Here is a 16,093-nt window from a genome sequence, read left to right as displayed (position 1 = left end):
ACGCCAGCCGTAATTAAATCGAATTTGGCGGAACAATCTCAGCCAAGGTGAGAGGGTTGTTGCTCTAAGAAAGGATAGATACCATGTCGAACAAGCTACGAATCGCGATTATCGCCGCATGCTGCTTCACCGCTTTCGGCGTTGCGAGCGCGCAGCCCGCACAGGCGCAGATACCAGATCAAATCCCAATGCCTAAGGCGCAAATTCCGGCTCAAGTACCGAAGGTGCAGATGCCAAAGGCGCAGATACCCGCTCAACTACCACAGGCTACAGAGACGCAGAATCCAAGCCCGGAACTGATCGACAACCTCACCAAGGAGCTTTCAATCACGCCGGCGCAGGCCACCGGCGGGTCGGGGGCGCTCTTCGGCTTAGCCAAAAGCCGATTGAAACCCGAAGAGTTCGCCAAGGTGTCTGATGCCGTGCCGGGTATGGATGGCCTCTTAAAGGCCGCGCCTAAGCCGGCAAGCGCAGGCGGGCTCGGCGCAATGAGCAACGCGATGTCAGGTCAGGCAGGCGCGCTCGGTGCGATGAGCGGCGTGCTGCCCGGTAAAGCTGGCGCGCTCGGCGCAATAAAAGAGGTGCTGCCAGGAAAGACAGGCGGGGCTGATGCCGTGGGCAGCGTGCTGCCCGGTAAGCCGGGAGGTCTGGCTTCGCTCGATGACTCCTTTAAGTCGCTGGGGCTTTCGCCTGATATGGCGGGCAAGTTTGTCCCCATCATGACGAAGTTTGTCGAAGCCAAAGGCGGGGCAAGCGTCGGCAGCCTGCTTTCAGGCGCGCTGAAATAGCTCGCCGGTGTCGCGTTCAGACCGCATTGTGTTGCGGATAGATGGCGCAGTGACTCGCGCCATCTGTCCGCTCAGACATGCCTTTGCGGCTCGGAAATCAACATCCATCACAGAATGCCCCTCGGACGATATAAAGTGTGATGGCTACTCCCGCGGCAATTGCTACCCCGATGATTACCTTCGTTCTCGTTGATAGATTGTTCCCCTTCACCTCAGCGAACTTCTCCTCTTCCTTATCCCCGGGTATCGGAGTCGATGCGCTCCTGCCAGATCAAATCCGGAACAAAACAGTAACAGTTATAGTCTTTCTGTAATGTCGCCGTATGGTCATCTATAGCTCCTTGGCCTCCCTCACATAGCTCAATTAGCACATCATAGAGGCGGTGTTTTACCGCATAGGCATGGGTTAGGTAGGTCATCTTTGCCCTCGCCACGTTCTCAGAAATCTGAATGGGTTCTTCAAAATGTCTGCCCCCGAAAAACAGAATATCCCAATCTGCGGGCACCTGCTTCATGTGGGACGCAAATTTCTTATTAAACTCAGGATCAAATATGCAATCGTCCTCAAAGATTAGAATGATAGGGACTTCATTTTCTCGGGCCAGCCTGAGTATCGCCAGATGGCTTTGCAGGCAACCGTAGTGACCGGAGGAATAAGGCCAGGTCGCGGGAGTTTGGACGCCCAGGCCATCTATACCTGCGAACCTGATGACCGATAATATCCCATGCTGAGCAAACCTTTCCTCCATTCTTCTCCAGCGTTCAGGCCGCCTATCTAAGTTGATACAGACCTTGTGGGGGAAGAGACTATTTAGGTTATCGGCTTGGTTCTTACTTTCCATAAAAGAGCTCTGAAATTGGAGTCTATGTATCTGTCGTATCGAGGGCAACTGCCCGCGCTCCGGTGCGTGTCCTTGTTCGTCGCCGCTTACACCTCTCCCGCCAACCATTCCGCTGCCGGCTTTCCACGCCATACCCATACGAAGTACTCCGTCAGCGGCGGCTCGCACCCCAACTCTCGCAGCCGGGTGCTGATCTGGCCTCGGTGGTAGGTGCTGTGGCTGACCACCTGCAACACGGTATCCCCTATTGTCGGAACCGCCGCCCCAGAGCCGAGTCGCGCCTCAGCCTTGCTCAACAAGCTCACTGGCACCTGGCCGTCAAGCCCCTCTTCGTTGAACTTCCCGATCTCAGAGGCCATTCCCTCATAAAAGCTTTGCGCCCAACGAGCCAGCGAGGCCATATCGAGATCATTAGCTGCCGGTATCTCGGCAGGCTTGCCGCTCCAGACCTGAAAGAATCCATGCTGCGTGGCATGCACATGGTAGAGTCGGTCAAGTAAGGCCGCATCGGCGGCGGCGGCAGGCGAGGAAAGCACCGTCCTCCAAATCAGCGCGTCTGCCCACTGCATGTGCCTGAGCAGGTCGTCAATGGTATTGGCTAGGGTCATTGGCTCTATTCCTTTCAGATTTCACACGTTGATGTGATCTATGCAATTGCAGTCGCCTGACGCTCGCGTTCAGCGGTCGCGCGAGCGGCACTTCGATATGCATGAGGACTCCGCTTCACGGCCTCCGCTGCAACGCCTTGTTATGCCGCTTGCTCCCACCCCCCGCCGAAAAACTCCAATGCTGTCTCGACAAATCTCTGTCCCATCTCGCCGAAGATTGGCCCGTGCCCCCCGTTCGGTATAATCCATAGGTATGCGCTGGGGATCGCTTCGTACATCTCCACTGCCAGCTTCACCGGGTATAATCGGTCTCTGTCTCCATGCACGATCAGCGTCCGCGCCTTGATCGTCGATAGCAGCGGCGGCGTGAAGTTCATATCCCTATAGCTCTCCTTGAACTGATCTGCCAAGCTCCATAACCACTTGATTTGCTGATCACCCTGCTTATGCCACTCGCGCATCTGTCGCCACTCCGCCTCACTATGGCTGGCAGCTGTAAACTGCCCCATCACTTCGCGGGCTTGCTGCGGAAAGTAGGGCGCCCCACTCACCAGCACCATCGCCTCGACCCGCCCCGGCTGTTGTGTCGCCATGTGCAAAAGCGTCTTGGCTCCCATGCTTAGGCCAATGGCTTTGAATTTTGTGATCCCCAAATGGTCGAGCAAGGCGAACACATCGAGTGCCGACTGCCGAAAAGTGAACTCACCTATGGGGTTGGTTGACCGGCCATGGCCGCGCAAGTCGGGCAAGATCAATTGATAGGTAGCCGGTACGGTTGTGAAGATCAGTTGCCAGTTCGCGCCGACGCCACCGCCGCCATGCAGCAGGACAAGAGGCTGTCCGTCGCCACGAGTTTCAAAGTACATCTCAATGCCGTTGATGGATACAGTTTGCCCTGACGCAGATGTTTCTTTCATTTTGCTCTCCCACTATAAACGGCCACCCTTCAGCGGCATAACGCCCGACATTACCGGGCCGCCGAACGGCATTGAGAGGGCGCTTGAGAGCTGCGCTGCGCCGACTCCAGTGCAACGCCTTGTTCGGCGCGGCTCCGCAATCTGCGCCAATGCCTACACCCCCTCGTACAACTCCCTGGCCGGTGCCGGAGGCACTTCTTCCGCTCGCACCTTTTTCACAAGCACACGCCGCACCAGTTCCCTCTCCGGCAGCAGCACCAGTGTCCCTTCCATACGCCCTCCTGTCACCGTGAATTGCCACAGCCCGTGCGTCTGCCCCCTGGTGAACTCGCAAGTCAATTCCCCTTTCGCCTCGTCGTTCTGGAATTCTAACTTGCCCATCGGCACCCGTCGGCCCTCAATGATCTTGTCCGCCAGCAGGACTACGACGCCCGCCTTACCGGTGACCGCCTCAAAGCGGTATACGACGACCTCGTTCTTACAAGCGGGGTGGTTACCGACACAGAGGGACTCGCCTTTCCAAGTGCCTAATGCGGCGGGCGGGGCGAGGGGCGAAGCGGTGGCCGGGGGTGAGTGGTGGAGGCTCAAAATCCAACCCCATGCAAGGAGCAGCGTCAGAATGAATACGGGCTTCAGTTGGTTACGAATCATGTCCCCTCCTGTAATCCTGGGTATCACGTCATGCGCCGAACGCAAACACATCAACGGACGCGGGCAACGGCACCGGTGAACGTTTAAGAACCGCGCTGCCCGCGCCCCGGTGCATGTCATTGTCAGGCGGCCTTCACTCTGGCAGCCTGAAACGTGGTCGGTATTGTCCCTCCGCCAACTCGACAACCTCCCTGACCAGCTGACCGACCCTGCCTACGGCAGCATTGAGTTCCGCCGCCGTATTGCCCAGATGAGCCAGTATCTGCTCGACGCGTACCCTGAATTCCAGTGGCGCACGGTCGAACTCCGCTGCCTCCGCTAGCACCGTCTTGTCGTTGACCGGATATTTATAGTTCAAGGCGAACAGCACCAACACCAGTTGGTTGATCGCGCGAGTCAGGCAAGCACATGTCCCATAGGCGTCTGCACGAGCGGCGAACTTGGAGGCGAACGCCGCAAGGCCGAATTCAGCCGCCCAGAGGTAGTCCTGTACCACGGCCCGGCGCAGCGCCTCAGGATATTTCTCCACCCGCCGTTTCAACAGTTCGACCCAGCCCTCTTGGTCGTAGAGCGGGATACTCACCGCCATCTCGCCAAGGTACGTTGGCCCAAAGAAGCCGAAGGGCGGCTGCTGTGCATAATCCAGTTCGTAGCGGCCAGCCTCCGCTTCGGCGATGACCCGTTGCAAATGTTCGAGGCTGCGATAGATGAAATCAACCCGCTGGCCGCCGACGGTCAGCCACGCCCCGCCATTGACCCACGGGCCCCATTCGTAAAAGCTCGTGACAACTGGCCCCGGGGTGTCGTTGATCTCCTCGGCCAGGTCACGGACGGTGTTGACGAAGAAAGGGTCCGCATCTGAATAGAAGATTCCAAGGTCGATGTCTGAGGTAGCATGAGCGCGCCCACGCGCATACGAGCCTGCAAGCACAACCGCCCTGATTCCGGGGATCGCTGCAAGACGATTAGCGAGCGAAGTCACCAATTCGCGCTGCTGTGGTGAGAGTTGTTCCACTTGTAAATCTCCGGCATGCCTGCCGCACTCCCGACCCGCGGATCGGGACGCCTAACGCCCGCGTTCAGCTACGGTCACGGATAATATTGCCGCCGAAATAAATCATGCAGAGAGGAGAAAACACATTTATGATGGTTTCAACCAAAGGCTTTTTATACACGTACAGAACACACAAAGCAATCATTAGCAGGGCTGGGAGGAAAAGCTTTATTTTATTTATCGTGAATCTCCGTTCTCGGCTCACTCTAGGCTTGAAGAGGCATGTGCTCCCTTCCAGATCACGGCCGCGTCATAGCCATAGATCGTCCGAACGACGTCGGGGTTCCAGCCCTCGAGGCCACGCATTGCCAGTGGCCGCAGGGTGCGAAGGTCAATCACTTCATGACCCGTGGCATTGGCGTCTGAAAGCACCCGCGTGAGACGTTGGTCGCCGGTTCGGAATTCGTCGAACTCATCGCTCGAAACGGAGACGAAGCTCCGCCCTGGCCCGGGGACAGCCTGACGAGAACCCGGACCTGGGAGGACGAGGATGTGGAAAGCGCGACCCCCGCTGAGGGCCGCCACTTCGTCCGCCATTGCGCCGAGATCGAAGACATTGAAATAATTGGCGCCTCGGATCATGTGGTTGTAGCCAAATTTCAGCATGACCTTTGCGGGCACTTTGCGCCCCTGCTCTTCCCTTAGCCGCGCGGCCATGTTATCCCGGTTCCATTGCGTGCGGCGCTGCGAGTAAGTCCAGTTGCTGGTCCGTGCCGCGACGTTGATGGCAAGTGATTCCTCAAGCGTGCGCAGGATTGTGTCACTCTCAGGGTCTGGATTGGGCCAAGCGGCCCGGACCGCCGACACCACTGCGGGGTCCTGCGACATCGTGAAAATGTTTCCCCGCGCCCAGGCGTTCGTTGATGCCTCCTTCAGACGCGTAAAAGACTCTCTTGCGCGCCGCGGCACCCTGGCTTCGAGCTTGGAGATTAAATAGCGATCACTGAAAATCTCACGGTCGAATCCCCATAGAACCCGCTCACTTCTGGGCGCGGCCTTGATTACATCCGCGAGGAACCGAGTTTCCTCATGCAGGTTGTAAAAGGTAAAAGTGCCAGGGGCAGCAAGGAAATCCACAATCCCCTGGAGGCCATTGCGCCTCGCCGCCGCCTCAATGTCCTGCGCGATGATCGGCGAAAGCTCAATGGCCATTCGGCTGTAGCCGTATCCGCGGAGCGCATTGAAGAGGGCCGCTGAGAACTGCGCGGTCTCCGCGACTCCATGCTCTTCGCCGATTAGAGTGAAGCGGGCATCCCGCGCTTCCTGGACGAGCCAATCCCATCCGCGTCCTGCGGGAGGGGCGCTCATTGTAAGGGGAAGCCTATTTCCTTGCAGAGCTTCGAGAAGGCGCGCTTGCGGACTATTGGGAGTCTGGGACTGTGCGCGAGGAGGCGCGGCGCCCTGCCCAAAAGCGCGCGTGCCCGCAAGCAAGGATAACCCACTTGCGAAGAGTAGGTCGCGTCGGTTTATCTTCATATCCATTACCCCTGCACTACTTTTTACAAAATCAGTTCGCAGCCGCGGCTGCTTTTGCCGGTGCCGCATTTCCTGGTGACGCTGCCGAAGGCGCTGCGCCTCCTACCTCGCTCGAAGCAGAATTGTCTCTATAACGTCCTCTTTCGCGCAACCCAACGGCCCACGTTACCGGGCGCGGGCCGTAGAGAGGAGAATGATCCAGCCATCCGGCGATTTGAAGCCATCATAATTATTTTGATCGAGTAACACGGCGAGGCTTGGATTAACATTATGGCTTGCCAAGCCTGGTCAAGAGTTGGCACTATGTGACAACCGCAATCTAAAGAGGAAGAGATAATGATAAGACATCTACTTGTAACGTCGGCACTCCTGATCATAGGAGGGTTAACATTAACGGCTTCAGGACAACAGGGGCGCCAGGACCCTGCCACACTCATCGCGGCCCAGCGAGAAGCAATGGCCCGGCTCTCAGTTATGGATGGAGTGTGGAGAGGGCCAGCTTGGACCATCCTGCCGTCGGGCGAGAAGCACACCATCACCCAAACCGAGCGGATAGGACCTTTCCTGGATGGGTCAGTCAAGGTCATCGAGGGGCGGGGCTATGAGCAGGAGAACAAGGTCACCTTCAATGCGTTCGGTACTATTTCATATAATCCCACGACACGTGTTTACACTTTACACTCGTATGCGCAAGGCTACGTCGGTGATTTTGTGCTCACACCAACGACCGATGGCTACATATGGGAAATTCCTGCCGGATCAATGACAATCCGCTACACAGCGGTAATCAAGGAAGGTGGATGGCGGGAGGTGGGCGACCGTATCATGCCCGGCAAAGAGCCCGTCCGATTCTTCGAGATGAATCTGAAGCGAGTGAGCGATACGAACTGGCCCGCTGCTGGAGCGGTCAGCCCTAAGTGAAGATACCCTTCCGTCGAAGCCTAACAAGGCGTTGCAGCGGGGGCCTCGAAGCAAGGTTCTTATCGCCCCATCAATGCCATTCGCGGCCCCGCTGAACGCGGGCGTTAGACGGCTCAATGGCGCACTGACTATTAAACCGTGTAGTTGTCGGATCGCGTTATACGGTAGACAGGCTCATTGAGCCTGCGGGAGGCACGCCATGTATCCTTTTCGTGTATTTCTTAGTTATTCAAGTGCAGAACGCGAACTGGCAGAGCAGATAGTTTCGGTTCTTCAGCAGACGGGCCTTTTTGTAATGTGGGACCATGCTTTAGTGCCCGGTCAGCCGTTTACTGAAGAGATCAAAACTCAGATTTCCCGATGCCATCTTTTCATTCCGCTGCTTACACGTAAATCTTTGCCTAAACCTTGGGTCCACCAGGAAACCGGATATGCGATGGGAGTTGGCGTGCCAATTCTTCCAATCGTAATCGGAAACATTGCCCCTGTCGCATTGATCCAACAGCTCCAAGCAATCAGAATCGGCGAAGACGTGGGCCAACTTCGGTCTGTACTCACTGAAGGTCTTGTTGACGCACGTATCGAAGATGGCGCTAAGACCGCTCATCCCAATTATGAGTCTATCGATCATCCAGAACGGCGCACCCAGATGATCGTGCAATATGCTAGGGATGTGCAGCGTCGTGGGGGAGGTAGAATAAGGCAGCGAGGTGCTATGAGTTCCTTTGCTCTGCCCGAGCTACCGCCGGCTCATAGCATATGGCGTGAACGCGATGGCCGCGTTCAGCGAAGCCGATTCTTGTACGAACAGCTATGCCAGGAGCGCCTGGTTCTTGGTGAAGTCGTTGCCCGGTATGGATGCGATATAGTTATTGACCCCACCGTTGAGCTAAAAGCTTATGGATCAGAGGCTCGGCGTATTCGACTGGAGCAACTAAGGAAGTTTCTGCTAGATGAGGAAAGATATCCTGATGTGCGAGTCGCCGTTCGCCCTCGAACAGAACCGGGCAATCTCCTGATCGTGGGCGATTGGTTCTACGCAGAGTCCATTATGCCAGTAGATGGGGCAGGATACCGTCAGACCCTGGTCACTTGGCATGCCCCGACCGTATGGGCACGGATCAAAGAATTTGACCGGGAGTTCACAAACATTCTGAAATCACAGGGAATAACCAACGAACAATCTCGGTCCAAAGCCGCTGCTGCTATAGAGGCAGAGATAAGTACCTCTAGCAGCGCCGGCTAACAAGCGCATGCCGCCAGCAGGCGCTCAACCCGCTTCCTGCACAACCCACGCCTTGAGGTCGCCGAACTGGCCAGCCAAACCGCTCGCGTCCTGGTCACGCAACTGCCACTGGCGGACACCCCTAAGAGCCAAACAACTCTAGCAACCATAAGAACGGCGCTTCGTGGCCTCCGCTGCAACGCCTTGTTATGCGGCTTTGCCGGTCATCAGACATAACACTAACGCTTCGTTGCTGATCGTGTTATCTCGTCGCATTCGACCGAATAAAAGGCGGCTCTACTTCTTCGTCTTTCAGTATCCCGTAGAGACGCGGCCTCCGGTAAGCGTTGCCCCAACTCTCTCGCTCACGGTAGCGGCGGATGCTGCCAATATCGAACGCTGCCATGTATATACCTTCGCTCTCTCCGGCTTCAACAACAAGCGTATCCCTTGCCTCACCATCTTCCACCGGGTAAGCCATCGCGTCAAAAGCTATGCTGTGCCCGTTGTTTTGCGGGCTGGCATAATTAGCCATCGCCACCCCAACCATGTTCTCAAATGCGCGTGTCTTGAATTGGCTGAGGCGATGCTCGTCTAGGCAGCAGGCGTTAGGAGTAAGAACCAGTTCCGCCCCCTTGAGCATTAGAATACGCGCTGACTCAGGAAACTCTCGGTCAAAGCAGATCATAAATCCTACTCGCACATCACCCTGTTCAGTATCCAAAGCGCAAACCGGGAAGCTGTCGCCGGGTGTGAGGGCAGACTCAATATCGAACTCGCAGGTGTGGACTTTCGCGTATGTCAATACGATTTCGCCATGCCGATCAATGAGCGATACGGAATTGCGCGGCCTGCCGGCCCACTTTTCAAGGTAGGTAATCGCCACCGCCATATTTAATTCTTTGGCAACTCTTCGAAAGTGAGTGACGAACGAGTCCTCCTGGCTAATGGCCTGTGCTTCCCAGTGCTGGCGTGCGCCCTCTTGCTTTGGGTCGAAGAAGGTCATACCGACGCTCCACATTTCAGGGAATAGGGCAACATCAGCCCCCATATCCTTAGCGCGGCGACAAAAGATGTCCCCTTTTGCAAGGCTCGCGTTCCTGTCAATACCGCAGCCTATCATTTGTAGCAATGCAATATTGATTGGCTTCACAGATCTCCCTTTGCAGTGTTACGTGTAGCCGCCTAACGCTCGACATTACCGAGCCGCCGGACGGCACTCATTCAACGCATGAGAATTACGCCCGGCGGCTCCGGTGCATGTCTTTGTTAGGCATCGTTTGGATTGCAATGTTATCTTTGCATCCAAATCTCTGTGTCACCAACCATGAATGGCGCTGGGGTCCTGCTTTGTCCGCCGCGCTTCTTTTTTGGAGATCGTTCGTCCATCAAATACCCACAACTCCCCAGGGCCGATCTCTTGCGATACCCATTGCAGAGGTTGGCCTCCGGGGTGATGCTTTAAGACCACGACGACGTAGACGCGCTTGTGCTTCTTAAAACGGCTGTCATCTACCAAGCGGTAGTGCGTCGGCCCGACCGCAGCATTTCTACCGATCTCACTCTTTAGCTTGATAGGCGTGCTGGCGGGGTCGTTTTTTGTGGAGAGGAAGAGATAGGTCCCCTTTGATTTATTCTGAACCAAAGACATGGCGGCTCCTTTCCTGGGCTTATTGTGCCGAATACTTTACACCTTAGTAGGCCGCATCTTGGAGGCCTCAGGTAGCGCAATGAGAGCCAACATTATAGCAGGGGGTACTTTTCTAGCAAGATGCCTAACGCCCGCGTTCACCGGGCGCGCGAGCGGCGCTGGCGGAACCTTAAGAAGCTCGCTTCGCACGCTCCGGTGCATGCCGTTGTTAGATGGCGGCGCTAATAAGTTATAGATTTTACACCCGCGAATGATGGCCCCTTCTTTTGGCTCATCTACCCGTTAGAGTTTTTAATTAGTTTCATATACAGTCCGAAATGTTTTTACCATTTTTCTCATAACTAAGTGGATTCACAGTTTTCAATTACGCAACTGACATACAGAAACGGAGGATGTAACCCATGGTATCTGAAAAAACACTTGTTCGCGCTCTGGATCTTTTAACTGTAGCCCCAAAAGGTGAAGTCGAAAGCTTGAGGGCCGGAGGGCCAGGCCATGTAAAAGAGATTCGTCGTGTCATTGATTCAAAAAACATTGTTGCTGTCGGCATTAGCGAAAAAGTCTCGGCAGGACGACCAACCGGGAATCTCGCCATAACCTTTTATGTTGAACGTAAAATCGCCAAGAATAAACTGAAAGGCGATGAAGTTATCCCGCCGGCTCTGCCCGAAGTAATCAGCGGACCACAGGCCATACCTACAGACGTGATTGTGATCGGCCGCCCACAACTTGAAGTTCAAGACTTGGCTTCGCCATTGGTGAAACGCACTCCGATTCAGCCCGGTTTTAGCATCGGCCACGTGAAAGTCACAGCCGGAACGCTTGGCGCGATTGTTAAACAAGGAGATCAATTAATGCTATTGAGCAATTGCCATGTGCTTGCTAACAGTGGCAAAGCAAGAAAGGGCGATAAGATTCTCTATCCGGGCGACGCTGATGAAGGCCGTTTACCTGATGATTTAGTCGGAGAACTTGCTGATTTCGTGAAATTCAAAACCGGCGGAGATTTTGTCAATAGGGTAGACTGCGCCGTAGCGATTCCTCTGCCTGCGCGCCTTGCTGAAGTGGTGGCAGAGATCAAAGGTCTGGGAATTCCTAAAGGCGTTATCAAGCCGAAGCGAGGAATGAAGGTAACGAAAGTAGGGAGAACAACCGGCAAGTCAACTGGTACGATCAAGGATGTGAATTTTAGAATGACGTTGAATTATCCGGGCGTTGGTGAGGTTGGCTTTCTGGATCAAGTTTTCTGTTCGCGCTACACGAACAACGGCGATTCCGGCTCTATCGTCATTGATAACGCCTCGGGCAAAGCCGTCGGCTTGCATTTTGCAGGGTATCCAGACCAAGATGGTGTAAAAGGTAGCGTCTTTAACCCGATTGATGCGGTGTTGGATGCCTTGAAAGTAAAATTGGTAACGACGTCAATCTAGTTGGCATGAGAGTTTTGAAAGGTGTTCGCTGTGGCTACAGAGAAAGAAGCAAACAAAGCCCGAGAAGCGCATTCGGATTTTCTGAGAAAATCCGGCGCGCACGCAATCTTGGTTGATAAAGTCAAGAGCAGTCAGAGCAAAGATACTTTTGGTGTAGTTGCCTTTTATGAAGAGTTGCCTGATGAACTGCCGGATGATCTCGAAATCGAGATTCATGGAAAGAAAAAAAAGGTTCCCTTGAAAGGCAAAGTAATCCCTATGGCAACTCTTGAATAGCTTCACGAGACCCTGCAAGGAGAGCTTTGGGAAGGGACATCAACCCCTCTCTGTCACCTGTTAACCTGTTACCGAAAGGAGAATCATCATGCCCCAGTTTGTTAAATACCCTGCAACAGTCGAATCTGTAAGTACCGAGAAAGCCGGCGCGCTTGAAGCCTTCGGTTGCTCGCTTGAAGACACAAGCGATATCCTACTCAAAAACATCAAATCATTTCCCACAACGAGCGAATTCATCGCTTATGCCTCGCCCGACTCAACCTATGCCGTAACTAAACGGCTTATGGACAGCGCGAAAAAGTCAATTTTGATTGGCATCTATGATTTTTCTGCCAGCTACATGAAAGCCCTCCTGCGCAACGCCATGATTAGAGGCGTGAAGGTTTCTCTCATGCTTGATATAAACAGCACAGCGGAGCAGCAGTTGATGAAAGACCTGAGTACTTTCGGAGCTGAAACGGTAGCGGCCCCCTCCTGCTCCAGCAAGTTTATTCACTACTTCAGTAATTCACACGAAAAAGTCATCGTCATTGATGATACGTGGGTGATGGTTCAAAGCGGAAACTATTCGGAGAATAGCATTCCCTTTAATGAAAAAGACGGCGGCGACCCGGCCAATTTCAGAACCGGAAACCGGGATATGGGTGTCGCAATAAAATCAAAACCGTTGGCAGATTTTTTCACCAAGGTTTTGCGCGGTGATATGAAGTTGGAGCTTGATGCCGAAGGAACTGAAGCTTTGCTGGAAGCTAGCACAAAAGATTTCCCCCTGCTTGTCGAAGCCGCGCCCGCGAAAATTCCCGTCAAGCTTTTTAAGAGCAAAAGCTTCAATCCGACAAACAAAATCAAAGTGCTGCCCGTTCTTTCGCCGGATAATTACATGAGCGTAGTGCCTGGCTTTTTGAAATCCGCTACTAAATCAATCTTCATTGAGCAACAATACATTCGCAGCAATCAGAAAGCCGTCGGCCAGTTGCTTTTAGCCATACGAGAAGCGATGGACGCCCACCCAAATATGGATGTGCGAATCATTCTCGGGAAAATATTCAGCAAAGCTGACATCAAGAAAGAAAAAGCCAATCTTGATAACCTGAACAAAAAGTTCGGTCTTAAATTAGGAACGAATGTCCGCTACATTGATACGGACAGGTTTGTGCATTGCCACAATAAGCTTATTGTGGTTGATAATCAGTCTTTGCTTGTAAGCTCACAAAACTGGTCAGATACAGCAGTGCTGCAAAATCGAGAGGCCGGGCTTATGTTTGAATTCCCTGAGATCGCCAGATACTACGCCGGAATTTTCGAGGCCGATTGGAGTACGGCAAAGAAAACGCTGCCGCAGGTAGGTGCACCGGAGACGATTTCTCCAACTAAGGTTGCAAAAGGAAACTTCATAGAAGTAAGCCCGGCTGATTATATGGAAGTCTAAACTAGATCTGTCCGAAATCAGGCAAGACAATTGCCAGCTTAAAAACTTGAGGCGCGGTGAAATTCACCGCGCCTCAAGTTTATCCGCTAACTCTGCGGGCACTTCATCGTCAACGGGTCGGCCAACGGCATGCGAATGACCTTGCCGTCTTGGGGGAAGTGGGGCAGCTCAACTGCGATTTATCAGCATTGCCTTTCGTGATGTCGTCAACGTTGCCAACGACCAGAATCACCAGCTTATCGGGTTGCAGGTATTTTTGCGCCGCCCGCGTTCCGCGTTTTCTCCTTTTTCAGGGCGGCATAGGGCATACGCCAAAAGCAACAAGGCACCGAGTACCAGCCCCCACATCAGACCGTTCTCAATAGTTTTGGCCCATCGCCAAGTTGGTTTATACGATTTCGTAACCTCCTTGGACATCTTTCGGCGATTAACTGGTCAATATGATTATACGCTGTTGCGCCTAACGCCCCGGTTCAGCGGGCCGCCAAGCGGCATTGGTAGAAAGATGAGAGAGGTGCTTCGGCGGCTCCGGTGCAAGGCATTGTTAGATGGCTTCATTCGGACATATGCCATTTGAATCCCGGGTTGCCTTTGAAAAAGTACTGGAATTCTATTTTGGTCCTAGCTTTAGCTCCGCTGAAGTCATAAAACCATAGAGGATGTGTTAGCCCTGATTCATACTCACCTATCGTTACCATTCCGAAAACGGTTATGATTGTCGACAACATTAGTTTGTGCCCTTCAGCTATTTCCTGGGGAAGATCAATCGCTGCTGCCGGTAGATACGCCTCTGCAGAGCACGTTCTCCTGCCTCTTTTCCTTGCAAGTTCCAATGCCTCTTCGGCGGTCAGGTCGAATACTTTGCCGAGCTTAATCCTCGCCCCACCGGCGTGCTGCGTCACTGGAAGCGGCTTATCGCTGTCACGATCCCCTGGCACGAACTCGTTGCGAGGATCGCAGAGGTTGGCATCTATGGTGACGCGCTGTGGAATGAAGATACCACTGGCGCATAGCTGGGGAGCCAGGTTGAGGGTGATCGCCAGCTGGGGCTCTTTACTTAGCGCCTTCTGCATGGTTTCAGTGATGACCATGTGGGGCGGGTGAGGATGAGCATATGACGCGGCGTCGCTCTGGATATAGCCCCGCACATAGTCCTCCACCCCGAAGGCCAGAGCAATATGCCGCGCAGACTCTAGTGATCGAGCGTGTATGTCGAGCAATGTAAACTGAATCTGGTCGGCTTTGAACTGTGTGGTCAACGGAATAGCTAAAGGGGCAAAGGGCCCACAGCCGGCGTAAAGGATTTCAATTGCGCCATTAGGGAAACGCTGTTGCGCCTCCAGTAATGCAGCGTATATCCCCCGCAGGAACTTCGACGTCCGGGCAGCATCGATGACACACCGCGCAGCATTTCTAGGAGAGAGGGCTTCCCCCACCGGTAAGACCGAATTAAGAGAATCGGAAGCATCAATCGGATTGTCATTTATACCTGAAATCGCCGAGAGTAAAGAATAAAGCTTTAGGACAGTGTCATTAAGTTCCTTAGGATTGTCTGATAACAATAGGACATCGGTGATTTCTTGCAGTTGCTCGATACGCGAGGGTCGAGAAGAAGGCAAGTAAGAAGTTGTTTTCGGCTTTATGTCCATTGCTTGTTTGATATGAGCTGCTGAACGCGGGCGTTAGATGGCTAAACAGGCGAGCAGCACTATCGCCTAGCAGCCTGGTTCGCGGCACCGCCGCTTCCTGACGCTGCCGGCTTCAGCATACCGTGCATGCTGATCCAGCGCACAAAGGCTTCGAACCAACCGGTGCTCGTCGTTTCCTTGGGATACATCCCGAAGCCATGGCCACCCTGTTCATAAAGATGGAACTCGACGGGGCGCTTCGCTACCTTCCAGCTATCAATGAGCCCATAGCCCCCGTTCGCGAAGAAAGGATCGTCGGCAGCAAGGGCGATGAACAATGGCGGAGCGTCGGCCGGCACGGTGACCGGCGCGAGAGGACCGTAGATGATGCCGATGAAGGCTGGCTTCGCGTCCCCGCCCGCAAGCGTGGTCGCCATTGTCAGCATCGCGCCGGCGGAAAAGCCAACCATGCCGATCCGATGGGGGTCGACGTGCCACTCGGCAGAACGCTTCCGGATCAGTGCAAACGCCGCGCGGGCGTCGGCGATCTGCGGAGCGAGGCCGGCCATCGCCTTCTCAGGGTCGGGGCGCGGCGGCCGCGGTGTTGCCGAAAACATTTCCCGCATGGACCGCTCGAACCCCGGCATGTCCGCCGGGGTCTGGTTCAAGCGATACTTGAGGACGAACGCGGCGACGCCCCTTTCCGCCAATGCGCGGGCGACGTTCCAGCCTTCATTTTCCATGGACAAGGTGCGGAAACCGCCGCCGGGCGCGACGACGACGGCGGCGCCGCTTGCCTTGGCGGGATCCGGCAGAAAGGGTGTCAGCGTCACAACCGTTACATTGCGCGCAAACCGGCTGCCGTACTGGCTATGCCAGGACTCCGGGTTCTTCGCGTCAGGCAGCGGACCGGTCCCAATTTCAATCGCATTGGGCTGCGAAGGCGTAGGGATGGGCGTCATCCGGTCGTCTTGTGCCTGGGCCGGCGCCGCAAGCGCAGCGACGAACGCAAGCGCAACGACCGCCAAACGAGAAATGGTAGACCCCGCGAAAGCCCGCTTCGTCCAGAGATTCGACACTTGCCTCATGCCCCCTTCTCCTCCAACTTTGTTTTATTCGTAGGCAAGCGATACTACTCTATAGATCGAGCCGTGTCATGCGAAAGAGGCATACGAGGGGATGTAGAGAAAAACCTTG

Annotated in this window: 16 protein-coding genes; 6 read left to right on the top strand and 10 right to left on the bottom strand. The window is 54.5% G+C overall.

Annotation, left to right across the window (positions count from 1 at the left end; genetic code table 11):
- Positions 1-83 precede the first annotated feature (83 nt).
- Positions 84-788 carry a DUF2780 domain-containing protein gene (locus VJ464_01505; protein HKQ03779.1) on the top strand — a complete coding sequence of 235 codons (705 nt, stop codon included), beginning with the start codon at positions 84-86 and terminating at the stop codon, positions 786-788.
- Between the two features lie 233 nt (positions 789-1,021).
- On the opposite strand, the gene VJ464_01500 is transcribed toward VJ464_01505, so the two are convergent.
- From VJ464_01500 to VJ464_01475, 6 genes are all read right to left on the bottom strand, one after another.
- Positions 1,022-1,630: a glycosyltransferase family 25 protein gene (locus VJ464_01500; protein ID HKQ03778.1), complete on the bottom strand. Its 609-nt coding sequence runs from the start codon at positions 1,628-1,630 to the stop codon at positions 1,022-1,024.
- 86 nt (positions 1,631-1,716) lie between these two features.
- Positions 1,717-2,238: a DinB family protein gene (locus VJ464_01495; protein HKQ03777.1), complete on the bottom strand. Its 522-nt coding sequence runs from the start codon at positions 2,236-2,238 to the stop codon at positions 1,717-1,719.
- A 140-nt stretch (positions 2,239-2,378) separates the two neighbouring features.
- A complete protein-coding gene (locus tag VJ464_01490; protein ID HKQ03776.1) occupies positions 2,379-3,155 on the bottom strand; it encodes an alpha/beta hydrolase in 777 nt (258 codons plus the stop codon).
- Between the two features lie 153 nt (positions 3,156-3,308).
- A complete protein-coding gene (locus VJ464_01485) occupies positions 3,309-3,806 on the bottom strand; it encodes a hypothetical protein (protein ID HKQ03775.1) in 498 nt (165 codons plus the stop codon).
- A gap of 133 nt (positions 3,807-3,939) precedes the next feature.
- Entirely contained in the window at positions 3,940-4,821 is an 882-nt protein-coding gene (locus VJ464_01480) for a nucleotidyltransferase domain-containing protein (protein ID HKQ03774.1), read from the bottom strand.
- Between the two features lie 240 nt (positions 4,822-5,061).
- Positions 5,062-6,012, bottom strand: coding sequence for a hypothetical protein (locus VJ464_01475; protein ID HKQ03773.1), 951 nt, complete (start codon positions 6,010-6,012; stop codon positions 5,062-5,064).
- Between the two features lie 660 nt (positions 6,013-6,672).
- Between VJ464_01475 and VJ464_01470 the strand changes: the two genes are divergently transcribed.
- Both VJ464_01470 and VJ464_01465 read left to right on the top strand, forming a co-directional pair.
- Positions 6,673-7,257, top strand: a complete 585-nt coding sequence (locus VJ464_01470) for a DUF1579 domain-containing protein (protein HKQ03772.1) — start codon at positions 6,673-6,675, stop codon at positions 7,255-7,257.
- Between the two features lie 199 nt (positions 7,258-7,456).
- Positions 7,457-8,503: a toll/interleukin-1 receptor domain-containing protein gene (locus tag VJ464_01465; GenBank protein ID HKQ03771.1), complete on the top strand. Its 1,047-nt coding sequence runs from the start codon at positions 7,457-7,459 to the stop codon at positions 8,501-8,503.
- 241 nt (positions 8,504-8,744) lie between these two features.
- Here VJ464_01465 and VJ464_01460 read toward each other — a convergent pair whose 3' ends face one another.
- Positions 8,745-9,635, bottom strand: coding sequence for a carbon-nitrogen hydrolase family protein (locus VJ464_01460; protein ID HKQ03770.1), 891 nt, complete (start codon positions 9,633-9,635; stop codon positions 8,745-8,747).
- Between the two features lie 165 nt (positions 9,636-9,800).
- Positions 9,801-10,133, bottom strand: coding sequence for a hypothetical protein (locus VJ464_01455; protein ID HKQ03769.1), 333 nt, complete (start codon positions 10,131-10,133; stop codon positions 9,801-9,803).
- Positions 10,134-10,534: 401 nt separating this feature from the next.
- Here VJ464_01455 and VJ464_01450 point away from each other — a divergent pair, with 401 nt between their 5' ends.
- The 3 genes from VJ464_01450 (at position 10,535) to VJ464_01440 (ending at position 13,268) form a co-directional block, all read left to right on the top strand.
- Positions 10,535-11,563, top strand: a complete 1,029-nt coding sequence (locus VJ464_01450; GenBank protein HKQ03768.1) for a hypothetical protein — start codon at positions 10,535-10,537, stop codon at positions 11,561-11,563.
- Between the two features lie 30 nt (positions 11,564-11,593).
- Entirely contained in the window at positions 11,594-11,839 is a 246-nt protein-coding gene (locus VJ464_01445; GenBank protein ID HKQ03767.1) for a hypothetical protein, read from the top strand.
- An 88-nt stretch (positions 11,840-11,927) separates the two neighbouring features.
- On the top strand, positions 11,928-13,268 hold the full coding sequence (locus VJ464_01440) for a phospholipase D-like domain-containing protein (GenBank protein ID HKQ03766.1): 1,341 nt from the start codon (positions 11,928-11,930) through the stop codon (positions 13,266-13,268).
- A gap of 554 nt (positions 13,269-13,822) precedes the next feature.
- Here VJ464_01440 and VJ464_01435 read toward each other — a convergent pair.
- On the bottom strand, positions 13,823-14,917 hold the full coding sequence (locus VJ464_01435) for a hypothetical protein (GenBank protein ID HKQ03765.1): 1,095 nt from the start codon (positions 14,915-14,917) through the stop codon (positions 13,823-13,825).
- A 59-nt stretch (positions 14,918-14,976) separates the two neighbouring features.
- The gene (locus VJ464_01430) at positions 14,977-15,984 is read right to left on the bottom strand and encodes an alpha/beta hydrolase (GenBank protein HKQ03764.1); all 1,008 of its coding nucleotides are present in this window, start codon (positions 15,982-15,984) and stop codon (positions 14,977-14,979) included.
- Between the last annotated feature and the right edge of the window lie 109 nt (positions 15,985-16,093).

It is taken from the genome of Blastocatellia bacterium, assembly GCA_035275065.1.
In the GTDB taxonomy this organism is placed as follows: Bacteria; Acidobacteriota; Blastocatellia; order UBA7656; family UBA7656; genus DATENM01.
Note: the sequence above shows the minus strand (reverse complement) of the source record. Positions and strands in the feature narration are given on the sequence as shown.

Bases quoted from the DNA above. Each gene is read 5' to 3' on its own strand.
- VJ464_01505 (HKQ03779.1), top strand. From the start codon at position 84: ATGTCGAACAAGCTACGAATCGCGATTATCGCCGCATGCTGCTTCACC.
- VJ464_01500 (HKQ03778.1), bottom strand. From the start codon at position 1,630: ATGGAAAGTAAGAACCAAGCCGATAACCTAAATAGTCTCTTCCCCCAC.
- VJ464_01495 (HKQ03777.1), bottom strand. From the start codon at position 2,238: ATGACCCTAGCCAATACCATTGACGACCTGCTCAGGCACATGCAGTGG.
- VJ464_01490 (HKQ03776.1), bottom strand. From the start codon at position 3,155: ATGAAAGAAACATCTGCGTCAGGGCAAACTGTATCCATCAACGGCATT.
- VJ464_01485 (HKQ03775.1), bottom strand. From the start codon at position 3,806: ATGATTCGTAACCAACTGAAGCCCGTATTCATTCTGACGCTGCTCCTT.
- VJ464_01475 (HKQ03773.1), bottom strand. From the start codon at position 6,012: ATGGCCATTGAGCTTTCGCCGATCATCGCGCAGGACATTGAGGCGGCG.
- VJ464_01470 (HKQ03772.1), top strand. From the start codon at position 6,673: ATGATAAGACATCTACTTGTAACGTCGGCACTCCTGATCATAGGAGGG.
- VJ464_01465 (HKQ03771.1), top strand. From the start codon at position 7,457: ATGTATCCTTTTCGTGTATTTCTTAGTTATTCAAGTGCAGAACGCGAA.
- VJ464_01455 (HKQ03769.1), bottom strand. From the start codon at position 10,133: ATGTCTTTGGTTCAGAATAAATCAAAGGGGACCTATCTCTTCCTCTCC.
- VJ464_01450 (HKQ03768.1), top strand. From the start codon at position 10,535: ATGGTATCTGAAAAAACACTTGTTCGCGCTCTGGATCTTTTAACTGTA.
- VJ464_01440 (HKQ03766.1), top strand. From the start codon at position 11,928: ATGCCCCAGTTTGTTAAATACCCTGCAACAGTCGAATCTGTAAGTACC.
- VJ464_01435 (HKQ03765.1), bottom strand. From the start codon at position 14,917: ATGGACATAAAGCCGAAAACAACTTCTTACTTGCCTTCTTCTCGACCC.
- VJ464_01430 (HKQ03764.1), bottom strand. From the start codon at position 15,984: ATGAGGCAAGTGTCGAATCTCTGGACGAAGCGGGCTTTCGCGGGGTCT.